General features: G+C 73.0%; 9 protein-coding genes and 1 riboswitch. Of the genes, 3 read left to right on the forward strand and 6 right to left on the reverse strand.

The window, feature by feature from the left end; all coding sequences use genetic code 11:
* Window positions 1–25 precede the first annotated feature (25 nt).
* From ACIP5M_RS13000 to ACIP5M_RS13010, 3 genes are read right to left on the reverse strand one after another with little or no spacing between them, the layout of a single operon-like run.
* Window positions 26–1,522, reverse strand: a complete 1,497-nt coding sequence (locus ACIP5M_RS13000) for a precorrin-2 C(20)-methyltransferase (protein ID WP_401195764.1) — start codon at window positions 1,520–1,522, stop codon at window positions 26–28.
* Window positions 1,519–2,166 (reverse strand): precorrin-8X methylmutase, encoded by a 648-nt coding sequence (locus tag ACIP5M_RS13005; protein WP_401195766.1) that lies wholly within the window; start codon window positions 2,164–2,166, stop codon window positions 1,519–1,521. Before ACIP5M_RS13005 ends, ACIP5M_RS13000 begins: the two co-directional genes overlap by 4 nt.
* 4 nt (window positions 2,167–2,170) lie before the next feature.
* Window positions 2,171–3,445, reverse strand: coding sequence for a cobalamin biosynthesis protein CobG (locus tag ACIP5M_RS13010; protein ID WP_401196311.1), 1,275 nt, complete (start codon window positions 3,443–3,445; stop codon window positions 2,171–2,173).
* A gap of 509 nt (window positions 3,446–3,954) precedes the next feature.
* A riboswitch (cobalamin riboswitch) is annotated at window positions 3,955–4,033 on the forward strand.
* A gap of 53 nt (window positions 4,034–4,086) precedes the next feature.
* Between ACIP5M_RS13010 and cobN the strand changes: the two genes are divergently transcribed.
* From cobN to ACIP5M_RS13025, 3 genes are all read left to right on the forward strand, one after another.
* Complete coding sequence (cobN, locus tag ACIP5M_RS13015) at window positions 4,087–7,704, forward strand: cobaltochelatase subunit CobN (RefSeq protein ID WP_401195768.1); 3,618 nt, start codon at window positions 4,087–4,089, stop codon at window positions 7,702–7,704.
* Window positions 7,705–8,073: 369 nt separating this feature from the next.
* Window positions 8,074–10,071 (forward strand): ATP-binding cassette domain-containing protein, encoded by a 1,998-nt coding sequence (locus ACIP5M_RS13020; RefSeq protein ID WP_401195771.1) that lies wholly within the window; start codon window positions 8,074–8,076, stop codon window positions 10,069–10,071.
* Window positions 10,072–10,181: 110 nt separating this feature from the next.
* Complete coding sequence (locus tag ACIP5M_RS13025; protein WP_401195772.1) at window positions 10,182–12,398, forward strand: germacradienol/geosmin synthase; 2,217 nt, start codon at window positions 10,182–10,184, stop codon at window positions 12,396–12,398.
* A 35-nt stretch (window positions 12,399–12,433) separates the two neighbouring features.
* Here ACIP5M_RS13025 and ACIP5M_RS13030 read toward each other — a convergent pair whose 3' ends face one another.
* From ACIP5M_RS13030 to ACIP5M_RS13040, 3 genes are all read right to left on the reverse strand, one after another.
* On the reverse strand, window positions 12,434–12,934 hold the full coding sequence (locus ACIP5M_RS13030; RefSeq protein ID WP_401195774.1) for a septum formation family protein: 501 nt from the start codon (window positions 12,932–12,934) through the stop codon (window positions 12,434–12,436).
* 240 nt (window positions 12,935–13,174) lie between these two features.
* Window positions 13,175–14,410, reverse strand: a complete 1,236-nt coding sequence (locus ACIP5M_RS13035; RefSeq protein ID WP_401195776.1) for a YncE family protein — start codon at window positions 14,408–14,410, stop codon at window positions 13,175–13,177.
* A 164-nt stretch (window positions 14,411–14,574) separates the two neighbouring features.
* Entirely contained in the window at window positions 14,575–15,726 is a 1,152-nt protein-coding gene (locus ACIP5M_RS13040; RefSeq protein WP_401195778.1) for an XdhC family protein, read from the reverse strand.
* Window positions 15,727–15,771: the final 45 nt, after the last annotated feature.

The raw sequence follows: 15,771 nt of genomic DNA on the forward strand, positions 1-15,771 counted from the left end.
GGCCCCACCCGTTCACCTCATCCGGTCACGGGTAGCGGCGCGGGGTCCACGTGATCCGCGAGCCGTCGGCCCGCTCGGTGACCTGCGTCTGCGAGGAGCCGATCAGCAGCAGCGTGCGCATGTCCACCTCCGACGGCTCCAGTTCGGCGAGGGTCACGATCCGCACCGACTGCTCCGGTCCGCCCACGTCGCGGGCGACGACCACCGGGGTGTCGGACGCGCGCAGTTCCAGCAGCAGCTCGCGGGCCTGGGCGACCTGCCACGTCCGGCTCCGCGAACCGGGGTTGTACAGCGCGAGGACCAGGTCCGCCGAGGCGGCCGCGCGCAGTCGTTCCGCGATGACCTCCCACGGCTTGAGCCGGTCCGAGAGGGAGATCGTGGCGTAGTCGTGGCCGAGCGGGGCGCCGGCCGCGGCGGCGGCCGCGTTGGCGGCGGTAACCCCCGGCAGGACCCGTACGGGCACGTCCTTGTACTCGGCCTGCCCGGCCACCTCCAGGACCGCGGTGGCCATGGCGAACACCCCCGGGTCACCGCCGGAGACCACGGCCACCCGCTGCCCGCGCCGGGCCAGGTCGAGGGCGAACTCGGCGCGCTCCGACTCCACCTTGTTGTCGGAGCCGTGCCGGACCTGTCCCGGCTTGACGGGCACCCGGTCGAGGTACGTCGTGTAGCCGACCAGTACCTCGGCGTCCGCGAGCGCCCGCCGGGTCTGCGGGGTCAGCCACAGCGGTCCGGCCGGGCCGGTGCCGACGACGGTGACCTCACCGGGGCCGGACGGGACGCTGCCCGGGTTGCCGATCCGGCTGGGGACCACGGCGACGGCGAAGTACGGGACGGACTCGGGATCGGTGTCCGCGAGGCGGCCGGTGCGCTCCCCGTCCATGGTGGCGCGCTCGACGTAGCGGGCCTCGGCGAGCCGGCCGCTGTTCTCCATCGCGCCGCGCACGGCCGGGAAGGTCCGGCCGAGCTTCATCACGACCGCCGAATCGGTGGCGGCGAGGCGGGCGGTGAGCTCCTCCTCGGGCAGCGTGCCGGGGAGGATCGTCAGGACTTCCTCGCCCTCCACGAGCGGGGTGCCGAGCCGGGCGGCGGCGGCGCTCACGGAGGTGACGCCGGGGATGACCTCGGTCGCGTAGCGGTCCGCGAGCCGCTTGTGCATGTGCATGTACGAGCTGTAGAAGAGCGGATCGCCCTCCGCGAGCACGGCCACCGTCCGGCCGGCGTCCAGGTGGGCGGCGAGACGGGCCGCGGCGGCCTCGTAGAACTCCTCCATCGCGCCCTGGTAGCCGCCGGGGTGGTCGGTGGTCTCGGTGGTCACCGGGTAGACCAGCGGCTCCTCGATGTGGTCGGCGCGCAGGTGCTTCGCGGCGATCGAGCGGGCGATGGAACGGCCGTGGCGGGCGCTGTGGTAGGCGACGACATCGGCCTCGCCGATCACCTCCACGGCGCGCAGGGTCATCAGGGAGGGATCTCCGGGCCCGAGCCCGACCCCGTACAGGCGCCCCTTGGCGTTGTCGCTCATTCTTCCTCGCTCGCGATCGCGTTGACGGCGGCGGCCGCGATGGCGCTGCCGCCGCGACGGCCCCGCACGATCAAGTGGTCAAGTGCCGAGGGGTGTTCGGCGAGGGCGTCCTTGGACTCGGCGGCGCCGATGAAGCCGACGGGCACGCCGATGACCGCGGCGGGGCGCGGGGCGCCCTCCTCGATCATCTCCAGCAGCCGGAAGAGCGCGGTCGGCGCGTTGCCGACGGCGATCACCGAGCCCTCCAACAGGCCGCGGTCGCGCCAGACTTCGAGGGCGGCGGCGCTGCGCGTGGTGCCCATCTTCGCGGCGAGTTCGGGGACCGCCGGGTCGGAGAGGGTACAGATCACGTCGTTGCCGGCGGGCAGCCGCTTGCGGGTGACCCCGCTCGCGACCATCTGTACGTCGCACAGGATCGGCGCGCCGGCGGTGAGGGCGGCGCGGGCGCGCAGCACCACGTCCGGGGTGTAGCCGAGGTCCTTGGGCAGGTCGGTCATCCCGCAGGCGTGAATCATGCGCACCGCGACCTGGGCGACGGAGGCGGGCAGCCCGGCGAGGTCCGCCTCGGCGCGGATCGTGGCAAAGGACTGGCGGTAGATCGCGGCGCCGTCCTTCTCGTACTCAAACACTGTGTACTCGCTCATTTCTTCACTGCGTCTGCGGATTCTGAGGGGTGTTGCGTGCGGCCGTGAGGGCGGCCGCCAGGTCGGTGCGGGAGACCGGCACGGCGGGCTCCCCGTGCACGGACAGCGCGTAGCCGTCGTTCCCGGTGGCGACCAGGTCCACCCACGCGGTACCGCGCGGATGCCCGCACCGGCGCTCGCAGCCGGACCAGTGCACGGGCAGCGCACCGGCCGACTCGTCGACCACGGCACGGGCGTCGGCCCGTACGTCGGCCAGCGCCTTGGCGCAACCGGGCTGGCCGGTACAGGCGGTGACGGTCTGCCAGGGGCTGTCGGACGCGACGACCAGACCGGCACCCGCGAGGCGGGCGTGGCCGTCGCCGGGCCGGGGCAGGACGATGCTGCGCCACGGGGTGAGGCGCAGCCCGCCCCCGCCCTGTTCGGCAACCTCGACCAGCAGCCGCCACTGGGCGGAGCTCAGGCGCCCGAGCGGAGGCAGCACGCACAGCGGGCCGCCGCCGGGGCCCGAGGGCCGGGGCGGCGGCGCGTACGGCCACACGACGTCGGGCACGTGCGTGGCGCCGATCCCGGCGGCGGCCAGCCGGAGGCCGAACTCCTCGGCGTTCAGCGAGTGTTCGGGGGGAAGTTCGGCGACCCGCCAGGCCCGGTTCCCGGCGGCGTCGGCGGCGTCGAGGAAGTATGCGGAGGCCAGCAGCGCGGCCCGGGGCCCGTCGGCGGCAGCCACCTCCACGGCATCGGCGGCCGCCCCGAGCCGCACGAGCACCCGGTCGCCGCGTCGGCCGAGCACGGTGACATCGGGATCCAGGGCGGCGACGTCCCCCCGCCCGTCGTCGAGGGCGAAGAGGAACCGCCCGGACAGCGCGGTCGCCCGGGTGCTCGCGCACAGCAGCCGGTCCAGTTCCCGGACCCGGGGCACGACGGCGTCGGACACGGGCGTGGCCACGATGTTCCGCACCCGCTCGTGACTCGGCGCCGGCAGCAGCCCGGCCCCGTCGAGCAACTCGGCGAGCCCGGCTCCGCACCCGTCGGCGAGCCCGCGCAACTGGACGTTGCCGCGCGAGGTGAGCTCCAGGTGCCCGTCGCCGAACCGGTCGGCGGCGAGCCCGAGCATCCCGGCCTGCCGGATGTCGAGCAGCCCGCCGGGTATCCGGATCCGGGCCAGCATCCCGTCGTCGGCCGGGTGCAGCCGCAGCGCGCCGGGGCAGGCGTCGCCGCGCTCCCGTATGACGGGTTCATCCCGCGATGCGGCGGAAGGGGGCTGGGGCATGGCGGCGAGCATACCCACGATTCCCCTCCCCCGACCTGTGTCCGTCACCACCCCACCCCACCCGACCAGCCCCATCCGCCCACCACCCCCACCGGCCAAACCCCTCCCCTCCACCCACCACATCCAGCCCCACGGTGGACACATCCAGCCCCACGGTGGTCACATCCAGGCCTACGCCGGCCAACCCCAGCCCCGCCGGCGTTCGAGGCGCGGGGCCCGAGGCGGGGCCGTCACCTCCAGGCCCACGCCGGCCAAAACCAGCCCCGCCGGCGTTTGAGGCGCGGGGCCCGGGGCAGAGCCCCGGCAGCGGCGCCGCACCCAACACCCCCCCCCCCCCCCCCCCCCCCCGCCCCCGCCCCCGGCCCCCCCCCCCCCCCCACCCCCCCCCCCCCGGGGGGGGCCCCGGCAGCGACCCGGCAGAGCCGCACCGACCCCACCCCCACGCCCGGCCAGGGCAAAGGCCCCCTAGGATGACCCCCGGCGGACCACACGGCCCGCCGTCGCCGAGGACGGCGACATGGGAGGAAGCCCGGTGCGATTCCGGCGCGGTCCCGCCACTGTGAACCCCCCGGCCCCGGCCGAAGGGTGAGTCAGGAACTCCCGCTGTCCTCACTGCCCGGGGCGCGGAAACCCCGAGGAAGGCCTGCCGCCGCATGATCCTGCTGCTGTCGACGTCCGACACCGATCTGCTCAGCGCCCGCGCCGCGAACACGGCGGACGGCCCCGTCCCGTACCGGTTCGCGAACCCCTCCCGCCTTCCCCTCGACGACCTCCCCGGCCTCCTCGACGGAGTCGACCTGGTCGTCGTACGCCTCCTCGGCGGCCTCCGCGCCTGGCAGGACGGCCTCGACCTCCTCCTCGCCCCCGACCAGACCCGCCCGGTGGTGGTCCTGACCGGCGAACAGGCCCCCGACGCGCAGCTCATGGAGGCCTCCACGGTCCCCATCGGCATCGCCGCCGAGGCGCACGGCTACCTCGCCCACGGCGGCCCCGCCAACCTCGGCCAGCTGGCCCGCTTCCTCTCGGACACGGTCCTCCTCACCGGCCACGGTTTCGAACCCCCGGCCGCCGCCCCCACCTGGGGCCCCCTGGAGCGCACCGCTCAGCGGACCACCGGCCCGCGCGTCGCCGTGCTCTACTACCGCGCCCACCAGATGAGCGGCAACACCGCCTTCGTGCACGCCCTCTGCGACGCCATCGAGGCCCACGACGCCCAGGCGCTCCCCCTCTACGTCTCCTCCCTCCGCACCCCGGAGCCGGAGCTGCTGGCCGAGCTGGAGGGGGTCGACGCCGTCGTCACCACCGTCCTCGCGGCCGGCGGCACCCGCCCCGCCACCGCCTCCGCCGGCGGGGACGACGAGTCCTGGGACGCGGGCGCGCTCGCCGCGCTCGGGGTGCCGATCCTCCAGGCCCTGTGCCTGACGGGTTCCCGTTCCGCCTGGGAGGAGAACGACGAGGGTCTGTCCCCCCTCGACGCCGCCACCCAGGTCGCGGTGCCCGAGTTCGACGGCCGCCTGATCACCGTCCCGTTCTCCTTCAAGGAGCTCGACGAGGACGGCCTGCCCGCCTACGTGGCCGACCCGGAGCGGGCCGCCCGGGTCGCGGGCATCGCCGTACGCCACGCCCGCCTGCGGCACATCGACCGGCGCGACAAGAGGGTCGCCCTGGTCCTGTCGGCGTACCCCACCAAGCACTCCCGCATCGGCAACGCGGTCGGCCTCGACACCCCGGCCAGTGCCGTCGAACTCCTGCGCGCGCTCATCGCCGAGGGCTACGACTTCGGCCCCGTCACCGAACTCCCCGGCCTGGTCTCGGGCGACGGCGACGAGCTGATCCGCGCCCTGATCGAGGCGGGCGGCCACGACCAGGACTGGCTGACCGAGGAGCAGCTGGCCCGCAACCCGGTCCGCATCCCGGCGGCCGACTACAAGCGCTGGTTCGCCGAACTCCCCGCCGACCTCCGCGAGAGCGTCGAGGAGCACTGGGGCGAGGCCCCGGGCAGCATGTTCGTGGACACGTCCGCCAACCCCGAGGGCGACATCGTCCTGGCGGCCCTGCGCCGCGGGAACCTCCTCATCCTCATCCAGCCGCCGCGCGGCTTCGGCGAGAACCCGATCGCGATCTACCACGACCCGGACCTGCCGCCCTCGCACCACTACCTGGCCGCGTACCGCTGGATCCAGGCCCGCGCGGAGGACGGCGGCTTCGGCGCCGACGCGATGATCCACCTGGGCAAGCACGGCAACCTCGAATGGCTGCCGGGCAAGAACGCCGGCCTGTCCGCCGCGTGCGCCCCGGACGCCGCCCTCGGTGACCTCCCCCTCATCTACCCGTTCCTGGTCAACGACCCGGGCGAGGGGACCCAGGCCAAGCGCCGGGTCCACGCCACCCTGGTCGACCACCTGGTGCCCCCGATGGCCCGCGCGGAGTCGTACGGCGACATCGCGCGCCTGGAGCAGCACCTGGACGAGTACGCCCAGATCTCCGCGATGGACCCGGCCAAGCTGCCCGCCATCCGCGCCCAGATCTGGACCCTGATCCAGGCCGCCAAGCTCGACCACGACCTCGGCCTGGACGAACGCCCCGACGACGACGGCTTCGACGACTTCCTGCTCCACGTCGACGGCTGGCTGTGCGAGGTCAAGGACGCCCAGATCCGCGACGGCCTGCACGTGCTCGGCGGCGCCCCGACCGGCGCGGCCCGCGTCAACCTGGTCCTCGCGATCCTGCGCGCCCGTCAGATCTGGGGCGGTACGACGGCCCTCCCGGGTCTGCGCGAAGCCCTCGGCCTGGACGAGTCCGCGGCCACCCGTACGTCGGCGGACGCCGTCGAGGAGCAGGCGCGCGCCCTGGTCCAGGCGATGGAGGACGCGGACTGGCGGCCGGCCGCGGTGGCGGAAGTCGCCGCGAACCACCCGGCGGCCGTATCGGACGTCCTTTCCTTCGCGGCCCGCGAAGTGGTCCCCCGCCTGGCCGGCACCACGGACGAGATCGCCCACGTCCTCGCCGCCCTGGACGGCCGGTTCATCCCGGCGGGCCCCTCGGGCTCGCCCCTCCGCGGCCTCGTCAACGTCCTCCCCACCGGCCGCAACTTCTACTCGGTCGACCCCAAGGCCGTCCCCTCCCGCCTGGCGTGGGAGACGGGCCAGGCCCTGGCCGACTCCCTCCTCACCCGCTACCGCACGGACAACGGCGAGTGGCCGGCCTCGGTCGGCCTCTCCCTCTGGGGCACGAGCGCGATGCGCACGTCGGGCGACGACGTCGCCGAAGCCCTCGCCCTCCTGGGCATCCGCCCGGTGTGGGACGAGGCCTCGCGCCGCGTGACGGGCCTCGAACCCATCCCGCTCGCCGAACTGGGCCGCCCCCGCATCGACGTGACGCTCCGCATCTCGGGCTTCTTCCGCGACGCGTTCCCGCACGTGATCGGCCTCCTGGACGACGCGGTCCGCCTGGCGGCGTCCCTGGACGAGCCGGCGGCGGACAACTACGTCCGGGCCCACGCGCAAGCCGACCTGGCGGTCCACGGCGACGAACGCCGCGCCACGACCCGTATCTTCGGCTCGCGCCCGGGCACGTACGGCGCCGGCATCCTCCAGCTGATCGACTCCCGCGACTGGCGCACGGACGCCGACCTCGCGGAGGTCTACACCGTCTGGGGCGGCTACGCGTACGGCCGCGGCCTGGAGGGCCGCCCGGCCCGCGCCGAAATGGAAACGGCGTACAAGCGCATCACGGTGGCCGCCAAGAACACCGACACCCGCGAGCACGACATCGCGGACTCGGACGACTACTTCCAGTACCACGGCGGCATGGTGGCCACGGTCCGCGCCCTGCGCGGCACGGCCCCCGAGGCGTACATCGGCGACTCCACCCGCCCGGAAACGGTCAAGACCCGCACCCTGGTCGAGGAGACCTCGCGCGTCTTCCGCGCCCGCGTGGTCAACCCCAAGTGGATCGAGGCGATGCGCCGCCACGGCTACAAGGGCGCCTTCGAACTGGCGGCGACGGTCGACTACCTCTTCGGCTACGACGCCACGACGGGCGTGGTCGCGGACTGGATGTACGACAAGCTCACGGAAACCTACGTCCTGGACCCGGAGAACCGCGCCTTCCTGGAGGAGGCCAACCCCTGGGCCCTGCACGGCATCGCGGAACGCCTCCTGGAGGCCGAATCCCGCGGCATGTGGGAAAAGCCGGACCCCCAGATCCTCGAATCCCTCCGCCAGGTCTACCTGGACACGGAAGGCAACCTGGAAGCCGAAGCGGAGTAAACACCCGACCAGGGGTTTGCCGGGGTGACACCGCACCACACCGAGGCCGCCTCTCCCGCCCGGGGAGGCGGCCTCCGTCGTGTTCTCGGCGCCCTCCGGCGCAGCCGGCCGCGCAATCCCTCGAAGGGGGGCCTCGCCACCTCCGGGTGGTTCGAACGCCCGGTCACGGGGGCTTGGCCGGGCGGGGCTTGGGGTTCGGGAGGGGGTCGCAACTGCGTGCGACGGGTCGCTCCCCGTGGCCCGTGACGCCGCTCTGAGCAGGGCCGTTCTTCCGGCGTCAGTTCGCAGCCGCTGCGCCTCGGGAGGAAACTTGCGATCCGTGCACGTTCATGTGGTGTTCGACCCGGCACTGGGCGGAGGTGGCCGCGCATGAGGCTCCTCCGAAGGCCCGAGAGCGTTCAGCCCGCCGTCTCCGAGAGCGAGCGGCGGTTGTTCGGCGGTCCGCTGCGCTACGACGCCGGCTGGTCCAACCACGACTACGCCCGGCTGGAGAGCCGGCTCCTGGCCACCCTGCGCACCATGCCCCGCATGGTCGGCGGGACCCTGCGCCTCGCCTGGGACACCGACCGGCGGGCCCTGCTCACCGTCGCCGTGTGCGAGGCCGGGCAAGGGGTCACCTCCGCCGTCGGGCTGCTAGTACTGAGCCAGGTGCTCCGTACGCTGCTCGGCGCGGGAAGCGCCGCCGACCGGCTCCACGATGCCGTGCCCGCGCTCGCCGCGGGCGCGCTGGTCGCCGTACTGGGCGCCGTGCTGGCCTCGCGCTCCACGGCGGCCGCCGGGCGGCTGGAGCCCAAGGTGGAGCGGGCCGCGTACGAGCAGTACCTGAAGGCAGCCGTGGAGGTGGAGCTCGAGGCCATCGAGGACGGGGAGTTCCGGCGGCTGCTCGACAGTGCCCAGTGGGGGCCGCCCTCGGCCCGCCGTACGGTGGGGGCCTGCGTGGCCACGCTCGGCGGGGTCATCTCGCTGGTCGCCACCGCCGGTGTGCTGACCGTGCTGCACCCGTTGCTGCTGCCCATGCTGCTGCTGATCGCCGCCCCGCGCGGCTGGGGCGCCATGCGGGTGGCCCAGCGCCGCTACCTGTCCGTGATCACCTGGGTGGAGCACGTACGGGCCGCCCGGCTCATCGGCCAGCTGCTGATCTCCCGTACGTCGGCTCCCGAGGTACGCGTGCACAGCGTCGGCCGCTATCTGCTCGGCCACTACCGCAACATGGCCGAGCACGCCGAGGGCGAGGCCACCCGCCTCGCCAAGGACAAGGCCGGCACCGAGCTGCTCGCCGCCGCGCTCTCCGGGGCCGCCGCCCTCGTCACGTACGGGGCGATGGGCGCGCTCATCGTCTCCGGCCGGATGGACCTGGCCGTGGCCGGGACGGCCGTGATCGCCGTGCGCACCGGCTCGGCGAGCCTCGGCGCCCTGGTGAACACCACCAACACGCTGCACGAGGAGTCCTTGTACGTACGGGACCTGGAGCGGTTCGTCGCGGCGGCCGGCCGCCGCGCCATCCCGTCCGGCGGACTGCCGCTGCCCGAGCGGCTGGGCACGCTCCGGCTCTGCGACGTGCACTTCAGCTATCCGGACCGGGCCGAGCCCGCCCTCGCCGGGGTGTCCCTCACCATCGAGGCGGGCAGCGTGGTCGCCCTGGTCGGCGAGAACGGCTCCGGCAAGAGCACCCTCGTCAAACTCCTCGCCGGGCTGCACCTGCCCGATGCGGGATCGCTGACCTGGGACGGGGTGGAGGTGCGGGAGGCGGACCGGGAGCAGGTCTTCGACCGGGTCGCCCTCCTCACCCAGGACTTCGAGCGCTGGCCGGTCACCGCCCGGACCAACATCTCCATCGGCCGCCCCGGCGCCGAGGGTCCGGACCGCTCCGTGGACGAGGCGGCCGAGGTGGTCGCCGCCGCCCGTTACGCGGGGGCCGACCGGATCGTCGAGAAGCTGCCGCACGGCTACGAGACGCTGCTCGCGCGGGTGTTCAGGGGCGCCTCGGAACTGTCCGGCGGGCAGTGGCAGAAGTTCGGCCTGGCCCGGACCCGCTTCCGCGACGCCCGCGTCATCGTCGTGGACGAGCCCACCTCTGCGCTCGATCCGGAGGCGGAGGTCGCCGCCTTCGACAGCATCCGGGGTCTGGCCGGGCCGCAGCGGGCGGTCGTCCTCGTCACGCACCGGATGTCGGGGGTGCGCTTCGCCGACGTCATCTACGTCCTGCACGAGGGGAGGGTCGTCGAACAGGGCGGCCACGAGGAGCTGTTGGCGCGGGGCGGCCGCTACGCGACCATGTTCCGGCTCCAGGCCGAGCAGTACGCACCGAAGGCGGCACCTATCCCCCGGCAGGCCACCGCGCCCCGGAACGACCCGTCTGTCACCTGAAGCAGTGAACTCCCCCTTGTCCCAGGGCCACCGGGGGTAGGGCACTGCTGATCTCGTGCGGGGGCCGGGCGCACCGGTCCCCGCACCCAGGACGAAAGGCCGGACCCGCCGTGACGCAGCCGTTCCAACTGCCGGACTTCTACGTGCCCTATCCGGCGCGACTGAACCCTCATCTGGAGGACGCGAGGGTCCACACCAAGCAGTGGGCGCGCGCCCTGGGGATGCTGGAGGGGTCCGGCGTCTGGGAGGAGCGCGACCTCGACTCGCACGACTACGCGCTGCTGTGCTCGTACACCCACCCCGACTGCGACGGCGAGGCGCTGTCGCTGGTCACCGACTGGTACGTCTGGGTGTTCTTCTTCGACGACCACTTCCTGGAGACGTACAAGCGCTCGCAGGACCGCGACGGCGCCCGGGCGTACCTGGACCGGCTGGCCGCCTTCATGCCGATGGACCTGGCCGACGGCTTCCCGGAACCCACCAACCCGGTCGAGGCGGGCCTCGCCGACCTGTGGGAGCGGACGGTTCCGGCGATGTCCGCCGCCTGGAGGGAACGGTTCTCCGAGTCCACGAGGAACCTCCTCGACGAGTCCATGTGGGAGCTCGCCAACATCAACATCGGGCGCGTGGCCAACCCCCTCGAATACATCGAGATGCGCCGCAAGGTGGGCGGGGCCCCCTGGTCGGCCGGCCTGATCGAGTACGTCTCCGCCGAGGTCCCGGCGCGCGTGGCGCGCTCGCGCCCGCTCGGCGTGCTGCGCGACTCCTTCTCCGACGCCGTGCACATCAGGAACGACATCTTCTCCTACCAGCGCGAGGTCACCGACGAGGGAGAGCTGTCCAACGCGGTCCTGGTCCTGGAGACCTTCCTCGGCTGCACCACCCAGGAGGCCGCCGATGCGGCCAACGACCTGCTCACCTCCCGCCTCCAGCAGTTCGAGCAGACCGCGCTCGCCGAGCTCCCCCAGCTCTTCACCGACCATGCCATGGACCCGCGCGAGATCGCGGCCGTCCTCGCCTACACCAAAGGCCTCCAGGACTGGCAGTCCGGCGGCCACGAGTGGCACACGGTCTCCAGCCGCTACATGAACGAGCACGCCAAGGCCACCGCCCCGCTCACCCTGCCCTTCCTCCCGACCGGGCTCGGCACCACCGCCCTCGACCTGGGCTCCGTCTTCACCAGGCGCTCGATGGAAATGCGCCGCCGCTCCTTCACCCACGTCCCGTACGAACGCACCGGCCCGTCCGTGATCCCGGACATCTACATGCCGTTCCCGCTCTCCCTGAGCCCGCACCTGGAGCACGCGCGCGAGGGCTCGATCGCCTGGGCCCGGCGCATGGGCCTGCTGGAACCGCAGCCCGGCGACCCGGGTTCCGCGATCTGGAACGAGGAGCGGCTGCGCGGCTACGACTTCGCGTTGTGCTCGGCCGGCATCGACCCCGACGCCACGCCGGAGGCGCTGCTGCTCAACGCCTGCTGGCTGACCTGGGGCACGTACGGGGACGACTACTACCCGGTGGTCTTCGCGCAGTCCCGTAACCTCTCCGCCGCGAAGGCGACCACCGCCCGGCTGGTGTCGATGGTTCCGGTCGACCACTCCGATCAGCCGGTGCCGGTCACGGCGATGGAACGTTCACTCGCGGACCTGTGGGTGCGCACCAGCCGGGACATGACCGCGGCCGTCCGCGCCGAGTTCCGGGCCACGCTCGTCAGCATGCTGGAGAGCTGGGTGTGGGAGGTGGAGAACCAGATCCTGAACCGCATCCCGGACCCGGTGGACTACGCCGAGATGCGCCGCCACACCTTCGGCTCGCACCTCACGATGTACATGTGCCGGCTCGGCCACGGGGGCCGCGGCATCCCCGAGGAGATCTACCGGTCGGGGACCATGCGTTCGCTGGAGAACGCGGCGGCCGACGCCGCCTGCCTGATGAACGACATCTTCTCCTACCAGAAGGAGGTGGAGGTCGAGGGCGAGGTGCACAACCACGTCCTCGTCACCCGGAACTTCTTCGACATCGGCTACCCGGAGGCCCTGCACATCTGCCACGCGCTGATGACCCAGCGCACCGAGGAGTTCGAGCACACCGCCGGAAGCCTGCTGCCGGTGCTCTACGACGACCGGAAGCTGGACGCCGGCGCCCGCGCCGGGATCGACGCCTACGTCGGCGAGCTCCGGGACTGGCTCGCCGGGATCCTCAACTGGCACCGCGGGTGCCGGCGTTACCGGGAGGAGGACCTGCACCGCCCGGGCAACGGCCTGTCCGCCGGCGTCCGGAGCCCGGGCTTCGGCATGTCGGCCGCGCGGATCTCCCTGCCCGGCTGACCGGGCGGTGGCGCGCTGACCGGACGGTGGCGGGCTCAGGAGCCGGCCGCGCGGACCGAACCGGTACTGGGGCCGTTGGTGTCGCCGAGGAAGCAGGTGATGACGCGATCGCTGGAGGACCAGCTGCCCTCCCGCGGAGCGTAGTAGTAGACCGTCATGGTCTCGGGAAGCTTCGCGTCGGCGCCCACGTAGTCAGTCAGCGCCTTGCCGGCGCACTTCTCTTCGGCCATCGCGTCGATCTCCTTGTCGCCCGGGTACGGCCCGCCCCTCAGGTCGAAGACGGCGAACGCCTCCGACTGGTGCGACTCGTCGCAGGGGACGACGTCCACCGACAGGGGCGCCTTGCGGTCCTCGCCCTCGTAGTCCTTCAGTTCGTCGTCGGTGTTGAAGCAGTCCCCCACCTTGAGGTCGTCCACGTCGCCGAAGAGCGGGCCGGAGAACCGGCCTTGGGCGATGCTCTGCGAAGACGGCTGGGCCTGGGCCGGCAGTGCGAGGGCCCCGAAAGCCCCGAAGGGCCCGAGGAGCAGCGCGCACACGAGCGCGGCGCTGTGGACGGTGACGGGCGGGGCGGCACGGCCCTTGCCCTTTCGCCCTCGGCGGGACGTACGCGACGCAGGGGACCCTGGGGACGGAAGCGGTTGCGGTGATTGCGGCAGTCTGGACATGCGCGCGGCTCTCCTTGCACAGAGCGTGGGGCGCGGCCGACCGGCGGGCGGTGGCACCATCGTTCGCCGCCGGGGGCCCGATGCGAGTGGTGCCACTTCCCACGCTACCCCCTACCGGGCGCCGGGGCCGCTCCAGCCGGTCGGGACGTGTCCCAGGCGGACGCGCTGCGGGTGGTCTCCGACGGGGACGGACACCCGCTTGGTGCCGGTGGCGAAGTCGATGGCCGTGACCCGGTCGGCGCCGCTCTCGGAGATGACGCAGGCGGTGCCGTCGCCGTCGACGGTGGCCCAGTACGGCTTGTCGGCGGGCACGAGCGGCCCCTCGGTGAGCGTGGCCCGGTCCACGACGGTGGCGTAGTCGTCCATCGTGCCCGCGATGCAGAGCTTGGCCCCGTCGGGGCTCATGGACATGCCGTGGTGGCGGGAGTCGTTGACCCACTTGGTCCGGTCGGTGCTGGTGGCGGGGTTGGTGGGGAGGGTCTTGAGGCGGGTGATCCGGTCGGTGGCCACGTCGTACTCCAGGAAGCCGTTGAAGAACGACACCTGGAAGTAGAGCTTGGACTCGTCGGGGCTGAAGGAGACGGGACGTACGGCGTCGGAGAGGTCCTTGCGGCCGAAGGCGTCCAGCCGCTCGCGCATGTCGATCACCCGGACCGGGGCGAAGGTCTGCGCGTCGACCACGGTGATCTTCCGGTCGCCCTTCGTCCAGTCCAGCCAGGGCGCGTCCAGGGCGGAGGTCACGTCACCGATGGAACTGTTCCACAGGAAGCGGCCGTCGCGGGTGAAGGAGTTCTCGTGCGGCTTGTCGCCGGTGGCGAAGGAGCCGACCTGCCGGCCGGTCGCGATGTCGAGGACGTGCACGGTGTTGGCGGTGGAGGCGGACACCGCGACCCGGGTGCCGTCGGGCGAGACGGCCATGTGGTCGGCGCGGTAACCGGCCACGGGGAAGCGCCAGTTGACCCGGCCGGTCCGTACGTCGATGGAGACGACGTCGGCGAAGCTGGGCCGGGAAGCGACGACGGCCGAGCCGTCGGGGGTGGTGTACATGTCGTCCACGAACTGGTCGTGGCCCTCTCCCGCGGTGGCGCGGATGCCCAGGAAGAAGCCGAGCTTCACGGGGTTGAGGTAGATCTCCCGGAGCCGCTCCTCCTTGTCCGGTATGACGTTGATCCTGCCGATCCTGGCGAGATCGCCGGTGGAGGCGAGGACATCGGCGGTCCCCTCCCAGTTGTTCCCGACGAAGAGCACCTCGCGCAGTCCGCCTCCGGGCGCGGCCTGCGCGGGTGCGAAGGCGGTCAGCAGGGTGGCCGCGGCCAGCACGCCCAGGGTGCGCAGGGTACGTGACATCCGTTCAACTCCGGTGGGGGGAAGGGATGGAGAGGGTGCCTCCTGTTACCGGCCGGTAAAATAGGCGGAACGCCAAAAGGGCGCAACCCCTACGGGGCGCACCCTTTTCCGAACTTCGGTTTACCGGCCCCGGGCCCCGGTACTCACCCCCGGGCGTCCGCGCCTCATGCGACGGAGCCGATCCGGCCGATCACCGTCTTCGAGGTGTCGGGGTGGATCGGGATGTGCGCGCCGGTGAGCGAGACGCCGCTGCCGCCGCGGCGGCTGGCGACGATCTCGGCGGCGATGGACAGCGCGGTCTCCTCCGGGGAGCGGGCGCCGAGGTCCAGGCCGATCGGGGAGCGCAGCCGGGCCAGTTCCAGCTCGGTCACGCCGACCTCGCGGAGCCGCTCGTTGCGGTCCTCGTGGGTGCGGCGCGAACCCATGGCGCCGATGTAGGCGACGGGGAGCCGCAGGGCCAGCCGGAGGAGCGGGACGTCGAACTTCGCGTCGTGGGTGAGCACGCACAAGACGGTCCGGCCGTCCACCTCGGTGGACTCCAGGTAGCGGTGCGGCCAGTCGACGACGATCTCGTCCGCCTCGGGGAAGCGGGTCTTCGTCGCGAAGACGGTCCGCGCGTCGCACAGGGTCACCCGGTAGCCGAGGAACTTGCCGATCCGCACGAGCGCGGAGGCGAAGTCGATGGCGCCGAAGACGATCATCCGCGGGGGCGGGACGCTGGACTCGACCAGCACCGTGAGCGGCTCTCCGCAGAGCCGGCCGTCGGCGCCCAGCTCCAGTACGCCGGTCTGGCCGGCGTCGAGCATGGCGCGGGCCTCTTCGGCGATGGTGCGGTCCAGGTCGGGGTGTCCGCCGAAGCCGCCCTCGTACGGGCCTTCGGTACGGACGATCAGGAGGCCGCCCATCAGCTCGGCCGGGCCCTCGGCGATCCGGGCGACCGCCGCCGCCTCCCCACCGGCGGCGGCGGCCAGTCCGGCCGCGAACACCTTCCGTACGGGAGAGTCCGCGGGGATGGGGGTGACGAGGATGTCGATGACCCCGCCGCAGGTCAGACCCACGGCGAAGGCGTCCTCGTCGCTGTAGCCGAAGCGCTCGCGCACGGTCCTGCCGTCCTCGAGCGCCTGCCGGCACAGGTCGTACACCGCGCCCTCCACGCATCCACCGGAGACCGAGCCGATGGCCGTGCCCTCGCCGTCGACGGCGAGGGCGGCCCCGGGCTGCCGCGGGGCGCTCCCGCCGACCGCCACGACGGTGGCGACGGCGAAGTCACGCCCCTGCTCGACCCACCGGTTCAGTTCTTCGGCGATGTCAAGCATTGCGGCCTCCTCGGATGGTTCGGATTCCAGTATCGGATGCGTGGA

This window comes from Streptomyces sp. NPDC088762, assembly GCF_044750905.1.
In the GTDB taxonomy this organism is placed as follows: Bacteria; Actinomycetota; Actinomycetes; order Streptomycetales; family Streptomycetaceae; genus Streptomyces.

Excerpts from the sequence above, each read along its gene's own strand:
- cobN (WP_401195768.1), top strand. The coding sequence starts at position 4,087 with ATGATCCTGCTGCTGTCGACGTCCGACACCGATCTGCTCAGCGCCCGC.
- ACIP5M_RS13010 (WP_401196311.1), bottom strand. The coding sequence starts at position 3,445 with ATGCTCGCCGCCATGCCCCAGCCCCCTTCCGCCGCATCGCGGGATGAA.
- ACIP5M_RS13035 (WP_401195776.1), bottom strand. The coding sequence starts at position 14,410 with ATGTCACGTACCCTGCGCACCCTGGGCGTGCTGGCCGCGGCCACCCTG.
- ACIP5M_RS13020 (WP_401195771.1), top strand. The coding sequence starts at position 8,074 with ATGAGGCTCCTCCGAAGGCCCGAGAGCGTTCAGCCCGCCGTCTCCGAG.
- ACIP5M_RS13000 (WP_401195764.1), bottom strand. The coding sequence starts at position 1,522 with ATGAGCGACAACGCCAAGGGGCGCCTGTACGGGGTCGGGCTCGGGCCC.
- ACIP5M_RS13040 (WP_401195778.1), bottom strand. The coding sequence starts at position 15,726 with ATGCTTGACATCGCCGAAGAACTGAACCGGTGGGTCGAGCAGGGGCGT.
- ACIP5M_RS13005 (WP_401195766.1), bottom strand. The coding sequence starts at position 2,166 with ATGAGCGAGTACACAGTGTTTGAGTACGAGAAGGACGGCGCCGCGATC.